At 68.0% G+C, this 17128-nt stretch carries 12 protein-coding genes; 7 read left to right on the forward strand and 5 right to left on the reverse strand.

Features of this window, described 5'->3' with window-relative positions:
- Nucleotides 1-127: 127 nt before the first annotated feature.
- Together KUM44_RS47295 and KUM44_RS28555 are read right to left on the reverse strand one after the other, a co-directional pair.
- A complete protein-coding gene (locus KUM44_RS47295) occupies nt 128-2920 on the reverse strand; it encodes a tetratricopeptide repeat protein (protein WP_217212446.1) in 2793 nt (930 codons plus the stop codon).
- Nucleotides 2917-3366, reverse strand: a complete 450-nt coding sequence (locus KUM44_RS28555) for a hypothetical protein (protein WP_217212448.1) — start codon at nt 3364-3366, stop codon at nt 2917-2919. The genes KUM44_RS47295 and KUM44_RS28555 overlap by 4 nt, the downstream gene beginning before the upstream one ends.
- Nucleotides 3367-3992: 626 nt before the next feature.
- On the opposite strand from KUM44_RS28555, the gene KUM44_RS28560 reads away from it, so the two are divergent.
- From KUM44_RS28560 to KUM44_RS28590, 7 genes are all read left to right on the forward strand, one after another.
- Nucleotides 3993-4568: a hypothetical protein gene (locus KUM44_RS28560; protein ID WP_217212450.1), complete on the forward strand. Its 576-nt coding sequence runs from the start codon at nt 3993-3995 to the stop codon at nt 4566-4568.
- Between the two features lie 302 nt (nt 4569-4870).
- Nucleotides 4871-5950, forward strand: a complete 1080-nt coding sequence (locus KUM44_RS28565) for a hypothetical protein (RefSeq protein ID WP_217212452.1) — start codon at nt 4871-4873, stop codon at nt 5948-5950.
- 346 nt (nt 5951-6296) lie between these two features.
- Nucleotides 6297-8861 carry a type II toxin-antitoxin system prevent-host-death family antitoxin gene (locus tag KUM44_RS28570; RefSeq protein ID WP_308402747.1) on the forward strand — a complete coding sequence of 855 codons (2565 nt, stop codon included), beginning with the start codon at nt 6297-6299 and terminating at the stop codon, nt 8859-8861.
- On the forward strand, nt 8861-9433 hold the full coding sequence (locus KUM44_RS28575; protein WP_217212454.1) for a hypothetical protein: 573 nt from the start codon (nt 8861-8863) through the stop codon (nt 9431-9433). Before KUM44_RS28570 ends, KUM44_RS28575 begins: the two co-directional genes overlap by 1 nt.
- 44 nt (nt 9434-9477) lie before the next feature.
- Complete coding sequence (locus tag KUM44_RS28580) at nt 9478-9921, forward strand: hypothetical protein (protein ID WP_217212456.1); 444 nt, start codon at nt 9478-9480, stop codon at nt 9919-9921.
- A gap of 131 nt (nt 9922-10052) precedes the next feature.
- Nucleotides 10053-11342, forward strand: a complete 1290-nt coding sequence (locus tag KUM44_RS28585; RefSeq protein ID WP_254390248.1) for a site-specific integrase — start codon at nt 10053-10055, stop codon at nt 11340-11342.
- The gene (locus KUM44_RS28590) at nt 11339-12076 is read left to right on the forward strand and encodes a hypothetical protein (protein WP_217212458.1); all 738 of its coding nucleotides are present in this window, start codon (nt 11339-11341) and stop codon (nt 12074-12076) included. Before KUM44_RS28585 ends, KUM44_RS28590 begins: the two co-directional genes overlap by 4 nt.
- Nucleotides 12077-12233: 157 nt before the next feature.
- On the opposite strand, the gene KUM44_RS28595 is transcribed toward KUM44_RS28590, so the two are convergent.
- The 3 genes from KUM44_RS28595 to KUM44_RS28605 form a co-directional block, all read right to left on the reverse strand.
- The gene (locus KUM44_RS28595) at nt 12234-12863 is read right to left on the reverse strand and encodes a class I SAM-dependent methyltransferase (protein WP_048580527.1); all 630 of its coding nucleotides are present in this window, start codon (nt 12861-12863) and stop codon (nt 12234-12236) included.
- A 227-nt stretch (nt 12864-13090) separates the two neighbouring features.
- A complete protein-coding gene (locus KUM44_RS28600) occupies nt 13091-16012 on the reverse strand; it encodes a hypothetical protein (protein ID WP_217212460.1) in 2922 nt (973 codons plus the stop codon).
- A 486-nt stretch (nt 16013-16498) separates the two neighbouring features.
- Nucleotides 16499-17128 (reverse strand): IS256 family transposase (locus tag KUM44_RS28605; protein WP_217212462.1); only part of this gene is annotated, 630 nt, incomplete at its 5' end.

Consider the following 17128-nt stretch of genomic DNA (forward strand, 5'->3'; position numbering starts at 1 on the left):
AGCTCCAGTACCGTCCCGACGTCCTCGACGGCTGCCTCACCGGCACCGGCCTCCGACGCCAGCCACCATGACGACATCACGCATTCAAGGTCAGTAAGCGATCCCCAAATCGCCTGCTGTCTGGTCATCAAGTAGCCGTTGCGTTGTACACCCGGCGGCGCACCTCTGAGGCAACGTCGGGGTGCCCCAGGCCATCGAGTACATCGGCCAGGGTGTGGTACGCCCGCAACAGTTCGGCGGCGAACGCCTGAGGTCGTTTGACGACAAGTGGCTCATAAATGCTGATTGAATCCTGTATTGCCTCGCTCGCCTCTGCCAGCTTGGCGCCTATCTTAACGCTCACCTCCGCGTATCCACACAGCGACTTCGCGAGGCGAGGGCGCCAGCCGACCGGACTATTCTCCGCTAACCGTCGTGCGATACCGACCGCCTCGCTGGCCCGAGCCAGAGCTTCCTCGCGCTCCCCAAGATCTGCTAAGCACCTGGCAAGGTTGAACAGCGGCACCACGAGGTCGGGTTCGTGGGCGGACGGGTTACTCCTGGCTAGTCGCTGCGAGATGTCGACGGCATCCTCAAATAGGATCAGAGCCTTCTCTTGCTCTTCTGAACCAACCAGGAATGTCCCCAGATTGGTCAGTGATTGCGCCAGGTTGCGTTCGTAGACAGCCGGGTTGGCCTTTGCCAACCGCCGGTAGATGCCTACGGCGTCCTCGGCTGTGGGCAATGCCTTCTGTAGCTGCCCCAAATCGGACTGGAGGACAGCAAGATTAGCCAGTGATAGCGCAAGATCGGGTTCGTTGACGGCGCGGTTGTTCTCGGCCAACCGCCGCCGGATGTCTACTGCTTCCTCGACGACACCCAATGCTTCCTGGTGCTGCCCGAGTTTCGACAGCCGACTTGCGAGATTGGACAGCGATCTAGCGAAATCGGGGTCGAAGGTACCCGGGTCCGGGCTGTTCTCGGCCAACCGCTGCCACAAATTCACCGCTTCCTTTTCTGCGGCCCAGGATTCCTGGTGCCGCCCGAGGTCTGACAGCCGACTTGCGAGATTGGACAGCGATCTAGCGAAATCGGGGTCAAAGGTACCCGTTTGCGGGTTGTCCTCGGCCAACCGCCGGTATAGATCGCTGGCGTTCTGAGCCGCCGTCAAGGCATCCTTCGAGCGGCCCAGGTCGGCCAAGCGATTGCCGAGATTGTTGAGTGATCCGGCGAGGCAGCGTCCGTAGACGCCCCAATTGTCCTCGGCCAACCGCCTGTACAGGTCGGTTGCGTTCTGAGCCGCCGCCAGCGCCTGCTCCCAACGGCCAGCGCTGGCCAGACGCGAGGAGGCAATGACATGTAGGCGCGCCTGGTCTGCAGGCTCGGTCGTGAAGGCCAGGCGGAGCGGGATCAGCCGGAGCGCGAGAGCCGCTGCTGCTACGTCGAGGTCGACCTGGGGTTCTTCAGGCAAGACTGCCTCGATGGCTTCCAGGACGGCAAGCTCCATGAAGGGGAGTTCTATGAGGCGGGTGAGGGTGGCGCCTCCGGCAGCCATCGCGAGCTCAGGCCGTTGCTCAAGCAACGGGAAGAGTACGTTGAAAGCGACGTGCGGCCAGCGGTGGGCGGTTTCCACCAGGACAGTAATCGCCGCCGAGCCCCACCCCGCTGATGCGGCCTCCTTGGTGGTGAGCAGACGTTGCGCGGCGGTGGCGGCCCAGTCATCGGATTGCCAGCCGTCGTCATCGTCATCGAAGGCGTGACCAGGCGTGGTCAGTGCGAAGAAGTCCTCACCGAGCCGATCGGGGTACAGCGGCTGCAATACCGTATGCCGATCGCCTGGCGGGTAGCAGAACCGATGATCATCGATGATTGCGTCGACAGAAGGCTCGGTTACCTCCGCCTGCCGCAAGACGGTGCGAGCATCGTGACGCGTCATCGCCCCGGTCAGCGTAGCGATGTACACGGCGCGGCCCATTACTTCCGGGCTGGTCTGTCTGGGATCCTCGGCCCGGGCGTGTAGCTGGTGCCAGTGAGCCCGTTCGCGGCGCAGCAGATACGCCGACAGGGCATGGGGTCTACTCGGGGGCTGAGTGCCACGGTGGTGGGCGTCGACGCCGACGAGTGCGGCCATGTGGACGGTAAGGACCTGCGCGAAGGCGTCGTCCGGCATGGGCGGGCTTGGCAGGTTGTCGATGCCGGGAATCCCCATTGCATCAGCGAACCCCTGCCGGGCCTGCCGGTACAGCTCTTCCCGGTCGATCTGCTCGCCCAGTGGCGGCAACACCCAGGCGCTGGTGGGGATGCCGTACTGGCTGTCCAGTAGATGGGTGATGGTGGTCCACCACGGCCGGGCGGAGCGGGCCAGCAGCAGCACCCGCACCACCGCTGTGGTGGACATGGTTAGGTTCTGCAGGTTGCTCAGCAGTGCGAGCAGGTGCGAGGTAGGCCACCGGTCGGCGTAGTCCACCAAGGCCAGCACCCCACCTCCACTCGGCGGGGCGACGCGGCTGCTGCCGACCGACGGAACCGGTGTGTGAGTCACCCGCCACACCGCCCACCCGGCGGCGGCGCATCCAACGGCCATGTGAGCGGCCAGTCGCGTCTTGCCCTGCCCACCGGCGGCGTAGACCAGTTGCACCGACAGCGGCGCCTCGGACCTACCCATCCACTCGGCCAACCGGCGCAGTTGGGCGTCGCGGCCGATGAACTGCACCGTCTGATGCCGGGCCAGCAGCAGTCGGCTGGGCTGAGCCCGCGCTTGCTCGGCCGGCAGTATGACCTTCGCAGCGCTCCAGGATTCGACCCAGTACGGCGGCCGATCGGTGGTGACGGTGACGTTGCCGCCGACGTCTTGGACCTGGATCACATCGCCCAATACCACGGTCGAGTCGACCCGTTGTCCCCCAGCAGTGGGCGGTTTCGGCCAGACCTGGGTGATCACGGACCGACCTCCAGATCGCCCCTCACACCGCGGATCACCCGGATGTTGCCGTTGGCCCGCACCTTGGTTACTGACTGCTCACCCAAAACCGCAGCCGCCGTTGTCGACAAGGGTGGGGTTGAAGGTACAAGTGGCGGAGCCGGTACGCCGAGGCGCATGTTGCCGTAGATCCCGTCCACCACGTCGATCCCCCGCCCGGCATCTACATCCTCGAGACGTTGTGCTCCCGGCAGCGGAGGCTGGAGCTGGCTCAATCCTCGCCGGGTGAGGACCACCCCGTAGACCGACAACACCAGCCCGACGAGGCTCACGAAGGCCCCGATCACGCTGGCCAGCTTGTCCGCCCGATCCAAGCCAGTGATCGTAAAGCAGACCCCCAGCCCCACCAGTGTCAGTCCACCGGTGATCGTTGCTGCCCACACCAGTACCCGCTGCCGTATTCTCATTCCGCCATCGTGAACGCCAGGCACCTCCCCAAGGGGCAGCACTTTTCCATCTTTGATTTTCCATCACACAGCGTTCGATCGCAGCCAGCAGCATCACCCGTGGTCGCCGTCCCCACGAGGAACTGTGGTGTAGGGGTGGGGAATTACAAACCGTGACCGTCGGTACTCCCGGACGGTCACGTTCCCAACGCTTCATACGGTCTACTGAGGCTGGTTCAACACACGGGTCAGCTCCCTGTTGGCGGCCCGAGCTGCTTCGAGTTCCTCCGTCCTTTCCTCAAGCTCTCCGCGCTGCTCGGCATCCGGGAGTCGGACCTCGACCACCTTGTCCGCTCCGGTCTCCTCACCCACGCGGCCACCGCCCGCTCCTCGTGGAACAAGCACGACGTTGTCCTGCTCTACCGCCAGGCCGACCTCGACCGCGTCACTCGGAGCCGCCGGATCGACTGGGCAGCCGTCCGCGCGACCCCCAAGGGCCGCCGCTCCCCGCTCGCGGCGCTCCCCACCCAGAGGCAGACAGCCGGACGGTGACGACGGACGAACCGGGCACCGTGGAGGCCGAGCAGCCGCCGCGGGCCCGCGCATCGACGACCGACCCCGTGATACCCATCCACCGGAGTCCCGTGATGACTGAGACCGCAATCCGACCCGAACCGCGCACCACGGCCTTCTCGTTGATCAGGGCGACCGCGCTCGACCACGCCGCCCGCCGCGAGCACGACGAACCGCCACCGCCCAACCGGGAGATGTACAACGACCTGACGTCCGTGCTGCAGAACTGGCACGCGGCCGACACCCTGCGGGAGGACTCACTGCTGCTGGCCGAATGGCTCGCGGTCGAATTGTGCGGCTACCTCTACGGCCAGCTCAACCAGGACAGAGACCGGCTCGACCAGTGGCTGCGCGAATTCGGCGACCAGGTGTGCCACAGCCAGATGCACGCGCACCCGGCCGGCCCCACGGCCGTGGAGATCATGTCGGTCGTCGCGGATGAGCTGGCTACTCGACCGGACGGGCCCGCCGGGCAGCGCCTGATCCGGATCGGCGTACCGTACCTGCACTACGTCCGGCAGGACCACGCCGTCGAGGACGCCCGGGAGATCGCCTTGACGTTCGCACTGTGGGCAGGCCAGCAACTGGCGGAACTGATGCGCCATGAGGTCGCGCGGATCAATGGCTACCTGGACTCTCGCATCCGCTGACCCCCACTGGGCGCGGAACGAGACGCTGTGTGCTGCTTGGGCCATTGCTTCCCCGGCCCGATCGCGCAGCGGTAGGGTGCGGGCAGCGGCCGACGCATCGGCCCAAGCCCGCGCCCTGGCCCATGACCAGGGCGCACCACGGCAAAGGTGCCCGCGGCCCCTCAAATGAGGGTCCGGTCTGTGCAGCATCAGTGCGAGGTGTACGTCAACATCTGACGGCTGTACGGCCGTTGAGCCTTCCGCATGCTGCTCTTCGTCGCGCGCATCGGATCATGGGGCCGGGCGCGGGAAATGAGAGAGCCATGTCCAAGAGCCACGGTCGCAAGAGCAGGGCGAGGAACACGAGCCTGTCCCGGGGCGCCGCGTACGCCGCCGCCAACGCCGGCACCCTCCACCAGCACGACAGCGGGCCGTCGAACCAGGACCTCCAGCCTGGCAACCCCGGCGGCTGGGGAGTCGATACCGCGCCGGACATGCGGACCGCGTCCGCGCTGATCGGCGCGTGCCTCGAGCGGTGCGCACCGTGTCAGCAGTCCTTGGCGGCGAAGCTCCTCGCCGAGGACCCGATCGTGCTCGCGGTGACGGCCGGATCCGTCTACAGCCTGCTCGCCGCCGACGAACCGTTTGTGGGTTCCCTTGCCTCCCGTGCCGGCCAGGTGTTCTTCCGGGCTCTCAAGTCGTCGCCTCCGGGCGACGGCCGCAGCATGGTCCGCTGCGTCGAACTGCTGAGCCGCGAGGAACGTTCGGCGCTTCTGGAGGACGCGCTGGACCTGTGGACGTTCTTCGGGCACAAGCACCCCGGCCTCATGCGCGGCCAGACCACCGGCCGGGAGAGCGCGTCGCCCTTCACCTTCACCACCTCGGACAATGATCCCGGGGACGCCGACCCCGGCACAGTGCTCGACCTCTCGGGGCTCGCTCACCCCGCCCGGTACGGCGTCCGGGCCGACATGACGCTGACCGGGTCCGGCCGCGTCGCCTCGGTCGCGCTGGTCCCAGACCCCGAGAGTCCCGAGGCCGGCTACGACGACCTGCACCAACGCCTGGCGTGGGAGCCCTACCTGCCCGAAGGGCTGCCCGAAGAAGATCCGGCCTGGGTGCTGAAGGTCCACGAGACGAACGGCACCCTGCTCGGCATCGTCCGGCTCCTGGACGCCACCCTCGTGCCCGACAAGCCGCGCGAATGGCGCGCCGATGCGTACGCCGTCATCCTCTGGAGCGCCTCGGAGCCGAAGCCGGTGTCGGCCGCGTGGCTGGAGTGCGCCCGCGATCGGGGATCGGCCCTGCTGTACGGGCCGCTTGACCTGACCCCTGCAGCGCCCCTTGCCCCTTCCCGCCTGCTCGCCGTGCACGCCCGCTGCGCGTTCACCGACCGACTGTGACTAGGACGGGAGAAGCCCCAATGGCGCAGAGGTTCGAGACCCACTCCGCCAGCGGATACGTCGCGTACAAGGACGAGCCCAGGGAGCAGGAGTCGGTGACGGGGAGCTGAGTCCGCCGGTCCGGCGGGTGTGATCGTCTGCGGACGGTGCGAAGCGGAGGCCGGGGCCGGTCGTCCCGGCCTTCCTGCTGTCCGCTCCTGATCGGCTGCGGCACCCCGACTCGTCAACCCGCACCACCACAGAGTCACCAATAGTGAGTGAAATTCTTAAAAAACATAGTGACTCTTTCGGTTAGTTAGGTGAATTCTGCTATGGTGATGGATAGTTGAGGTCCCAGGGAGGGTGAGTGAGTCAGTCGCCACAAGAAGAGGGCGCGATCAACGCGACCACGGCGCGGAACAAGCTGTACTCGCTGGTGAAGCTCGTCGAAGAAGAGGGGCGCACCGCGGTGATCACCAAGCACAAGGTGCGCGCTCTGCTGGCGCCACTGGACCGGTTCCCGGCAGCCAGGAAGACCGATGCCTTCCCGGCTCACGTACTGAGTACGGCGCAGAGGGACTTCGGTGACCTCGTCACGCTGGCGGCCCAGGGCCAACCGCAGGTGCTCCTTCGAAACACCACCCCGGTCGCGGTGCTGCTCCCCGCCGACTCCTCTTCTGATGCCCTCTCGTCCGACACGGCCGCGCACCCCGGCGCGGCGACCGCAGGAGGTGCGGTGAACAGCCAAGGCAACCAGGACCGCGGCAGCACGCCCCGCAGGCTCGCCACGCTCGGCGACGCCATCGGTTCCGTACTCACCGACGGCCCTGCTGGCGGCCCCACCTTCGGGCTGCCAGGCCTGGACACCTCGACAGGCGGTCTGCAGCGGGGCAAGCTGACGCTCGTGGCAGCTCGTCCGAGCGTCGGCGGAAGCCTGCTGGGTCTGGCGGCCGCACGGAAGACGGCGCTTGTCGACCACGACATGGTCCTGTACGCGGCCTCGGGACCGAACCGGGACGACATCTTCCGCCGGATCATCTCCGCCGAGACCGGCGGCGAATATGCGCGTCTGAAGCAGGGCCGCCTTACCGAGCATGAGCAGAACGTCGCCCACCAACTCGTCCAGGCCGGCGACCTCCTGATGATCGATGACGGCAGTGACCTGACCGCCGAGGACATCAGGGAGACCGCCCCGCACATGGAGGGCCTGGCCCTCGTCGTCGTAGACCGCCTGCAGGCAGCCCACAGCGCCCGCCTGCCGCTGTCCGGGGACCGTCTCCCGGACGCCTCCCAGGTTCTGGCCACTCTCGCGCGCACGCTGCACGTACCGGTACTCGCCATCGTGGACAGCGACGATCCCGCACTCCTGGATCTCCTGGACGCCGACGTCACATTGACGCTCTCGCCGACCGAGGACCCTGCCAGGGTCCAGGTGACGGTCGCGGAGCGCGACTTCGGCACGATCGGCTCGGCGTACCTGCAGCCCGACCTGATCCACGCCCGCTTCCTCGACGCAGGAGCCGCCCCCCTCGGCTGCGCCGACAGCCCGGCGGGCCCGGGGCTCTCGGCGTCCGCCGGTGGAACGGAGGCACTGGAACTGGCCGAAGCCGCCCTCCCCTACACGTCCGGCGGCCAGCAGGGGATCCCCGCCGCCCTCACCCGCGAGCTCGCGGCATGGCGGACCGCGGTTGCCAATGGCGATCAGGAGGCCCTGAAGGGGATCCTGCCGTCGCTGCTCCAGGCCGCCGCCACGGTCTCAGAGTGGCCGGACACGCATGAGGGGCAGCGCCTCGCCTCCGCGCTGCGGGCCTACGGCACGCCCGTGTCCGCCGGCACCGCCGCAAGCGCCGGGCAGGCCGCTGCTGCCAGTGCCCCTGTCCACGTACCGGCGGACAGCGGACAGGCCCCCGACGACGTGGCGGAGGACGAGGAAGACGGCGCGGACTGGCTGAAGCCGGGCGACGAGGAGGACGAGCCCGAGGGGCACGTCTTCCCCGCTCTGAAGATCCTCAAGGACGCGGTCGGCCGCTCGAAGATGCACCCGATCCCCGTCATCCGCAAGGAGGAGCGCGACAGCGGCCCGTGGCCGCTGATCAGCGAGCACATGGACGGCGAGCCCCGCTGGGTCCACCCGGACATCACCGTCACCCGTGTTCCCTACATCCGGGCGAACGGCAAGCGCGTGAGGCGCGACCAGATCGACGTGCCTGACTCGTTCGGCGAGGGCGTGCTGTGCCTGATCGACCGCAACGGCAGCTTCCCTTCCGCTTGTTCAGGCGTCCCCCTCGCCCCGAACAAGCTCCTGCACACCGGCCCGCTCGACGCGTACGACAAGACGAAGGCGGGCATCTATCTCATCGGCATCCCGGAGTGGACCCGCACCGACATGCCGCACCCCCTGGGGCGGGTCATCGACCGTCCCGACGAGGACGGCCGGGTGTGGGTCACCACCCCCCACGTCAAGCAGCTGGAGAAACTCGTCCGGGACAAGCACCTCGGTGCCATGCCGACCATCTACGACTCCTGGACCGGGAAGTACAACGAGTCCCTGTTCAAGCCCTTCTACGAGGCCACCCGCAAGGCACGTACCGAGCTCGTCCAGGTCGGCGGCGACCCCTACAAGGCGTACAAGACCCGGCTGTCCATCGCACTGCGTCTGCTGTGGCCCAAGCGCCCCTCCCAGCGATCCCCGTTCTGGCGGCCGGACTGGCGCATGAGCATGGTCGCCGAGGCGTCCGTCCGTCACTGGAGCGTGGCCTTCAGGGCCGTCGAGGAAGGCCACCAGCTCCTCGCGCTGCGCAACGTCGACGCGGCCGTCTTCTGGACGCCGGACGGCATCGCGCCCGCCACGTACCGGATCGGGACCGGCTTCGGCGAAGTGAAGGCCAAGTTCGTCCAGCCCGGCGCGATGATTCCCGAGGGTGACGACTGATGGCCGGCCCCACAGGCCGCGGCAAATCCCTGGGCGCCGCCCTCAACGACCTCCTGCGCTCCCAGGTCACCCCCCGCCACCGGCTGTCGTCGTATAACGCCAAGCACTGGCACGCCCAGCTCAGCCAGCTCACCGCGACCCACCGCGGGCAGCAGGCCCTGGCCGACGCTGGCCTCCACGTGACGACCAAGACCCTGGTCAACTGGCTGTCCGACGCGGAGTACAACGTCCGCCGCAGCTACTTGGACATCATCCACACCGCGTACGAGAACGTCGCCATCGTCCCCGCCGACCCGATCCCCGACCACATCAAGGACGGCCAGTACGAGATCAGCGGCGTCGTCAAAACCGGGGACGACGTACGTACGCGCGGCACTCCGGACGCCAACCCTCTGCGTATCGACGGCAGCCGGGGCAACTGGGACGAGATCGAGGAACTCTGGCTCGCCGGCGAACTCACCGACGACGAGTTCGAGGACCACTTCATCGACGACGTCATCGTCGAGGACATCGGCGAAGGCACCGACGGCTGGGAGTTCCCCGGCGCCTCGTACTCCGTCGAAGTCCGGTAGCACGCACCAGCAGCCGAACCGCCCACCGCAAGGGAATCCACACCATGAGCCAGCACCCACAACGGCGGAGGTTACCGCTGATCGCCGTGTACAGAGAGACGGCTGCGAAGGCCGAGCAGCGTGTGACCGAGCTTCTCGACGCCGCGGGGGCAAGCCCGGCTGAGGTGCACACCCTCATCGCGGCTATCCAGGCCGGCGCCGTGGAAGGAGCGCAGGGCGAAGTCATCGAGCTGGACACGCAGGCTCCCTCCGGCAGCAGCGACCAGGTCCACGAAGGCTGGTTTCGCGCTGTCGAAGCGATCGCCGGCAGGCTCACCCACATCGCCGACCGCACCGTCCGGCAGTCCCGAACGGCGGCCTCCGTGCCGGACATGCCGCCGGTCGTATCGAGGTCGGAACCGAACTCCCTGCCCACGCCAGTCGACAGCGTGGGGAGGACCAGGTGCACCAGGTCCTCGAGGCAGCCGAGCGGATCTTCGTGTCTCTGACCGGCTACGCGGGCTTCGACCGCGACCTGTCGGAGGAGATTATCTCTGGTACTGGCTGGCTGTCAGGCACGTTGACCGAACTAACTCACGTGTTCTCGCAGGTCAGTTGGGGTTTCTGCTAGCTTCCCGGCATGTCCGGTGAACAGCGTCCCGGCAGGGATCTGAAGAACTTTGTGCTGCCTGAGTTAGGCCAGTTACTGGAGACGGGAGACCTCTGGGAGCCGTATCAGGTGCTGGACTCGTTCGGACGGCCGATCGAGCCTGTCGCCACGTACCTCAGAGACCTGATGGCAGCGGACAGTTCGCCGTTGACGCCACGCTCGTACGGGATGGATCTGCTGCGCTGGTGGCGCTACCTGTGGGCTTTCGGCATCGAGTGGGACCGCGCGGTTCGAGAGGATGCCCGGGACTTCATGCTGTGGATGAAGCTGGCGGACAAGCCGGTACGTGTCCACTGGCGTCACCGCGGCAAGGACCCTGCTGAGATACCTCCGGCCCGGCATGACAGTCCGGCGCCGGGATCTCCGAACCCAGTGACGGGCAAGCCCACCGTCGGCAAGAAGTACGCGCCCACTACCCGGGCGCATTGCGAGACGGTGCTGCGGACCTTCTACGACTTCCACCTGGAGCGCAACACCGGATCGCTGCTGGTCAATCCCTTCCCCCTGGTCCGCAGCCGGCGCTCGGCGCGAGCCAACGCCCACCACAACCCAGAGAAGGAACACAACAAGCAGCGCACTGGCCTCTACCGGCCCAAGGTCCCCAAGCGGATCCCGCGACGCATCCCCGACGAGAAGTACACCGAGGTCTTCGCGGGTCTCCGCTCGCACCGTGACCGTGCCCTCCTGGCCTTCTGGGTCGCCACCGGCGCCCGCGCCGAGGAACTGCTCACGGCCAAACAGGGCGATGCGGTTGTCGGCCAGCAGACCATCGGCGTGATCCGCAAAGGCACGCGCGCCTACCAGGAACTGCCCGCCACCCCCGACGCGTTCGTCTGGCTGCGGCTCTACCAGGAAGAATCCTGGAACAAGGGCGTCCCCCGCCGCCGCGCGCAGCCGCTGTGGTGGACTCTGCGCCGCCCATGGAGGCCGTTGGAGTACGACGCGGCGCGCATGATGTTCAACCGCGCCAACGAGCTCCTGGGCGCCAACTGGACTCTTCACGACCTGCGGCACACTGCGACGTTCTTGATGCTCGACGATCCGAACATGCCGCCGGTTTACGTTCAGCACATCCTCGGCCATAAGCATCTGTCCACCCTGGACATCTACAACCGGCCCACCAGGGACGACGTGATCTCAGCAGGGCTCGCGCACCACGCCCGCCAGGAGCACAAGCGCAACAACCCGCCTCCGGCCCCGCCCGCGCCGGCCTACAACCGGGACTCCCTCGACGTCCTCTTCGGCGGGAGCCCCGGGTGACAACTACCACCGTCCCGCTCGTCACCCCGCCAGCCCTGACCGCGAAGAGCCTGGCCGGCAGCGAGATCGATGCCCAGCTGCAGAGGTTTCCGCCACGTAGCCCGGGAACCGACTGGCCCACTACCCGGATCTCCCGCGAGGAGGTCCTCCACAGGTTGGAGCGGCCGCCGTTCAAGAACGGCAAGGACTCCACCCACCGGATGCGGATGGTCGGTGTGCGCCTGCTGCTGCGATGGCTGGAGACCTTCGAGGGGAAGACCTGGCAGCAACGCTGGAACGCCAGCCCGGGCTGCGCCACCTCGGTCGGCTGGACCGAGGCCCCGCTTGCCTGGGGGATCGTTCACGGCAGGAGGCCACAGAAGGCGGGGCTCGGGTCCGGGCTACTGGCCCTGGTCTGCGCTGATGTCATCCGTCCCGGCATGCCGTGGCTCGCCAGCAGCCTCTCCCCTCACCTGCGCGAAGCGATCGAAGCAGCCCGCGATCCCAGGGGTTTTGCCGAACTTCGTGACGCACGCATGCCCGGACAGCCGGACCCGCGGCGCACATCGAAGGCGCTCAAGGCCGTGGCCCGCATCCTCGCGGCGAAGGGCGGCGGCATCGACGACATCGTGGTCGGCGATGTCCTCGAACTGCTGTTGGCGGCGACGGGGACCTCCACGAGCCACACGCGACTCGCCTACGCCCTGCTTCAGAGCCGCGGAGCCGGTGTTTGTCGGCATGCCAGCGATCAGTGAACTCGTAGTTCGGAAAGCCGAGAACCGGGATAAGGCGGACTGACTGTGACTCAGATGGATAACAACCCAAACCGATCGGCCAGAACGCGACGCTTCAGACGAACTTCATCCACACGGATGACCTACCCCACCTCACCCCCAGGCCACGGGCCACGCTCTACGGGCGGCGGGCCAGGAAGTGGGTGTCGAGGAAGCCGCGCTCGGACGCTGGGTCGTGGAGCAACCGAGCCACCGTGACGAGCCCGGCCTCGGCCAGCAACTCGGCAAACTGCTCCGCTGGCCAGCTATAGGCGGGTGCCACCTTGTGATCGAAGCGGACCGGCTCCGGCCCCTCGGTCCCGAAGAAGGACACCAGGAGCAGACCCGCTGGTGCCAGAACACGCACCTGCTCAGCGAGTAGCGCGGGCAGTTCTTCAGGTGGGGTATGGATCATCGAGTAGTGGGCCAGCACTCCACCGAGCGCGCCGTCCTCGACCGGCAGGGCCTCCATTCGCGCTTCGTCGAACCGCAGCGCCGGCTGGGCCCGCCGAGCGTGGTCGACCATGGCCGGGGAGAGGTCGATCCCGAAGGCGTCCAGCCCCAAGTCGTGCAGCATGGCCGTCAGATGACCGGGTCCGCACCCGACGTCGGCTACCCGCAAGTTCCCCGTGTCACGCACGAGCTCCGCGAAGGTGCCGATCATGTTCCGCGCGAACGGCCGCGTCTCCAACCGACTAGTGAACATCGACGCATAGAGCTCGACGACCCCGTCGTAGGCCGCCCTGGTCTCATCCTGGTGTTCTAACACGGACAGGAAGCTAACACCCCCGCCGTTCACCGCCGTTCTCCGGCCCATACCGGCCCTTCCCCTCGGGGCTGATCGTCCCGTCACCTGATCACTGGACGCCCCCGGTAGTTCGGAGAAGGCACGTGAGACATGTTGGAGTGCAGCTACATGCCTGACAGCTATCCGAGGGGTTCAGGCATGTTGGCCATCAATGAGCTCTGGTGATCTGTTTCGGGCCCTGTGCTTGTTCAGTCCAGGTCGTTCCAGGTCCACGAAGAGGCGGCACTCCCATCAGGCTCACGGCCGAACTGGAACTGCTCCCGGTGTCCTCCGTGGTTGATGAATAGATCGAACATTCCTGCCGGAGGCAGCCGCTCAGCCAGCACGGTGACCTGCTCGTGCGCCCCGACCTCGCACAGCGCACCCAACAGCATGCCGACGTCGTGCGGGTTGTTGACGGCGGTGTGTGCGGCGGGGTCGCGCTCCAGAAGGGCGGTGACCTGCTCGTGCGCCCCGACCTCGCGCAGCGCACCCAACAGCATGCCGACGTCGTGCGGGTTGTCGAGGGGGGTGTGTGCGGCGGCCCGCTTGGCCAAGGCGGTGACCTGCTCGTGCGCCCCGACCTTCCGCAGCACGGGCGCCAGCATGGCGACCGCTTGCGGGTTGTCGAGGGCAGCGTGCGCGATGTGGGAGGCGGCCCGCTTGGCCAAGGCGGTGACCTGCTCGTGCGCCCCGACCTTCCGCAGCGCATCCACCAGCATGCCGACGTCGTGCGGGTTGTCGAGGGGGGTGTGTGCGGCGGCCCGCTTGGCCAAGGCGGTGACTTGCTCGTGCGCCCCCGCCTTCCGCAGCACGGGCGCCAGCATGCCCAGCATGCCGACGTCGAGCGGGTTGTCGAGGGGGGCGTGTGCGGCGGCCCGCTTGGCCAAGGCGGTGACCTGCTCGTGCGCCCCCGCCTTCCGCAGCGCACCCAACAGCATGGCGATGCCGTATGAGCTGTTGACGGCGGCGTGTGCGGCGGCCTGCTTGGCCAAGGCGGTGACCTGCTCGTGCGCCCCGGCCTTCCGCAGCGCATCCACCAGCATGGCGACGTCGTACGCGTCGTCGAGGGGGGTGTGTGCGGCGGCCTGCTTGGCCAAGGCGGTGACCTGCTCGTGCGCCCCGGCCTTCCGCAGCGCATCCACCAGCATGGCGACGTGGTCCGGGTCGTCGAGGGCGGCGGCCCGCTTGGCCAAGGCGGTGGCCTGCTCGTGCGCCCCGGCAGCACCCAGCACCTTCACCAGGATGGTGACGTCGTGCGGGTTGTCGAGGGGGGTGTGTGCGGCGGCCCGCTTGGCCAAGGCGGTGACCTGCTCGTGCGCCCCCGCCTCCCGCAGCACACCCACAAGCATGGCGACGGCTTGCGGGTTGTCGAGGGCGGCGTGCGCGGCGGGGTCGCGGGCCAGCAGTACGGCGGTCTGCTCGTACGCCCCGGCAATCCGCAGCGTGCCCGCCAGCTTGACGACGGCGTACGGGTCGCCGAGGGCGGCGTGGGCGGCGGCCCATCGAGCCGGGCGGCGGTCGGTGGGGTGGAGGGTGTGGAGGTGTTGGACGAGGGTGGCCCCAGCGTAGGGGTTGCCGTGGGTGGTGGCGTGTTTGAGGAGTTGGGCGGCGTCGCGGTATAGGCCGCGGTCCAAGGCGGCGTAGCCGAGTGCGGTCAGGTCGGCGGGGTGGACGTGCTGGGCGGCCGTGGTCCAGAAGTCGACGGGCGGGATGATCTCGGCGCGGTGGTGGCGGCCGTGCTGGTCGAGGTAGTCGGCCAGAAGGTACTGCGGCCGGCCGCTCGCGGCGAGCCTGCGGCGGGTGCGCTGGTTGCGAGGGCCGCTGCTGGTGACGGGGGTGAGGATGCCGGGGATGCCGTTGCAGGGTGTGGTGGCGTAGGCGAGGGCCTTGCTCAGCCAGTCGTCGTCGAGAGCTTCGTACTCGGCGTCGGTGAGGTAGCCGGGGGCGGCGCCGACGAGCCAGTCCAGCGGGATGTGGAGGCCGGCGCCCATGCGGCGGGCGTCCATCGCGGCATGGATGAGGGCCAGGGTGGCTCCCCGGGCCGCGTGGTAGCGGTCCATCAGGTAAGGCACGCCAGCCAGGTACTGGGCAATCTGGGTGCCCTTGGCGTGCTGGGCGGCCTGCGTGAGCCGGGGGTCGGCATCGTCGGTGGTGTCGAGTGCGGCCAGGTCGGCCGTGGTGAACGCGTCCGGTACGTCGATCTTGTGCCCGCTGAGCAGTGCGCGGGCGCCGGCGTGCCGGTCGGGCATGGTACAGGTGGTCAGGGTGTCCCAGTGTTCGGGCCATAGGGTGCCCAGCACCAGGACGGGGGCCCGTGAGGGATCGTTCAGCAGTTCCCGCAGGCCCGCAGCGACCTGCTCACCGAGCGGCTCCGGAGTCAGGTAGTGCTGGGCCTCGTTGAGCCACACCACCGTCTTCGGGGCGATGTCCGGCAGGGCGGCCAGGGCCGCATGAGGGGCGGTGGGGTTGAGGGGATGCCACAGCCGCCAGCCGACCGGCAACGCTCCGACGGCCTCCCACAAGGCGCGGGTCTTGCCCGTGGACGATCCCCCGACCAGGACCGCAATCCCGCTGCGCCCGGCTGTCGCCGCGTCGACCACTCCCTTCAGGCGCTCGTCGTGGTCCCGCGGGACATAGACGGGCAGGATCCCGAGCCGGTCGCGCGCACCGCCGGTATCCAACGCCGGATGGACCCCCAGACCCCCGTCCAAAACGAGCCGGACATCGCCCCGCAGCTCGCTGATCAGGCGCCCCGCCCCCTTCGCCATTCCAGCCTGCACCCACAGATCACGCACCCGCCCCGCCGCATCCGGTACATCCCAGGCGGCCCGGCGGGCGAGCACCGTGGCCACGGCCACCACATCAGCCTGCTGACCGGGCCGTTCGCCGTCGGTGATGACGCGGCGGACCGTGTCCCGACTCGGCGACCCCACCAGGGTGTCGTCGTTGGCGAAGTCCCCGGTGATCTCATCCAGGCTGGGGGCGCCCGCCGCCAGGTACACCTCGTACAGCAGTTCCTTGAGCTCGCGCAGCGCCAGCGGCCATCCCACCCGCGCCCGCGTCAGCTGCCGCGGCCGCCGCGGACTCTCCTTCGGGCCCGGCAGACCGCCCCCGATGTCGCCACTCATCGCACCATCGTCCCCGAACCCGCCCCCCGCCATGGCCTGAACAGCGGTAACAGCCGGAAGCGTTGACGGCCCGTCGCAACTCAGAGTCGATCTCCGCAGGGGTCCCAGTATGGGCAGCAAGCCGGCCGGCTGCCCATCCGCCCACCACACTTCCCTGTGGAGGACTTCATGTCCCGCACGCGTTTGACCCGCCGTGAACGCCTCTCCCTGGCCGGAGCAGCCCTGCGCGGTGCCGTCTCCGGCATCCTCCGCCCCGTCACCGCCTGGATCCTGGACCACCTCACCTGAGCTCCACACCTCGGATCACAACCGCGTCAGGCCAGTGCCCATGAACCACACGACCCCGGCCTGACGCGCCCCCACCCATGCCGCACGTGCCTGAAACCGCACCTCCCTCTTGACCTGCGGGAACGTCCGACAACACGAGATAACTGAGGTCCTCGCGGGGGACTGTCAAACGAGTGGTGTAACTGCGGTAGTTGAGGGTTACTGACGGGCCGCCGACAGGCGGCCGTCGAAGGTGATGTCGAAAGCGGTTAGGGCGGTCTTCCAGCGCATGGTCCAGCGGGCCTGCCCCTCGCCGGTGGGGCCGAGGGACATGATCGCCATGTAGACACACTTCAGGGCGGCCTGCTCGTTGGGGAAGTGGCCACGGGCTTTCACCGCCCGGCGGATACGGGCGTTCACCGACTCGATCGCGTTCGTCGTGCAGACGATGCGGCGGATCTCGGTGTCGAACCGCAGGAACGGGGTGAACTCCTCCCAGGCGTTCTCCCACAGTTTCACGATTGCCGGATACTTCCGGCCCCAGACCTCGGCGAACTCGGCGAACCGCTCCAGGGCGGCCTCTTCGGTGGGAGCAGTGTAGACGGGCTTGAGAAGCTTGGCGATCTTGTCCCAGTCCTGGCGGGCGGCATAGCGGAAGGAGTTCCGCAGTAGATGCACGACGCAGGTCTGCACGATCGTCCTGGGCCAGACGGTCTCGACCGCTTCGGGCAGGCCCTTGAGCCCGTCGCAAACCAGCATGAGGACGTCGCTGACGCCGCGGTTCTTGATCTCGGTGAGGATGTTCAGCCAGTGCTTGGCGCCCTCGCCGCCGTCGCCGGCCCACAGCCC

Source organism: Streptomyces sp. AC550_RSS872, from assembly GCF_019049285.1.
In the GTDB taxonomy this organism is placed as follows: Bacteria; Actinomycetota; Actinomycetes; order Streptomycetales; family Streptomycetaceae; genus Streptomyces.

Bases quoted from the DNA above. Each gene is read 5' to 3' on its own strand.
- KUM44_RS28580 (WP_217212456.1), top strand. From the start codon at position 9,478: ATGAGCCAGCACCCACAACGGCGGAGGTTACCGCTGATCGCCGTGTAC.
- KUM44_RS28560 (WP_217212450.1), top strand. From the start codon at position 3,993: ATGACTGAGACCGCAATCCGACCCGAACCGCGCACCACGGCCTTCTCG.
- KUM44_RS28585 (WP_254390248.1), top strand. From the start codon at position 10,053: ATGTCCGGTGAACAGCGTCCCGGCAGGGATCTGAAGAACTTTGTGCTG.
- KUM44_RS28600 (WP_217212460.1), bottom strand. From the start codon at position 16,012: ATGAGTGGCGACATCGGGGGCGGTCTGCCGGGCCCGAAGGAGAGTCCG.
- KUM44_RS28565 (WP_217212452.1), top strand. From the start codon at position 4,871: ATGTCCAAGAGCCACGGTCGCAAGAGCAGGGCGAGGAACACGAGCCTG.
- KUM44_RS28575 (WP_217212454.1), top strand. From the start codon at position 8,861: ATGGCCGGCCCCACAGGCCGCGGCAAATCCCTGGGCGCCGCCCTCAAC.
- KUM44_RS28555 (WP_217212448.1), bottom strand. From the start codon at position 3,366: ATGAGAATACGGCAGCGGGTACTGGTGTGGGCAGCAACGATCACCGGT.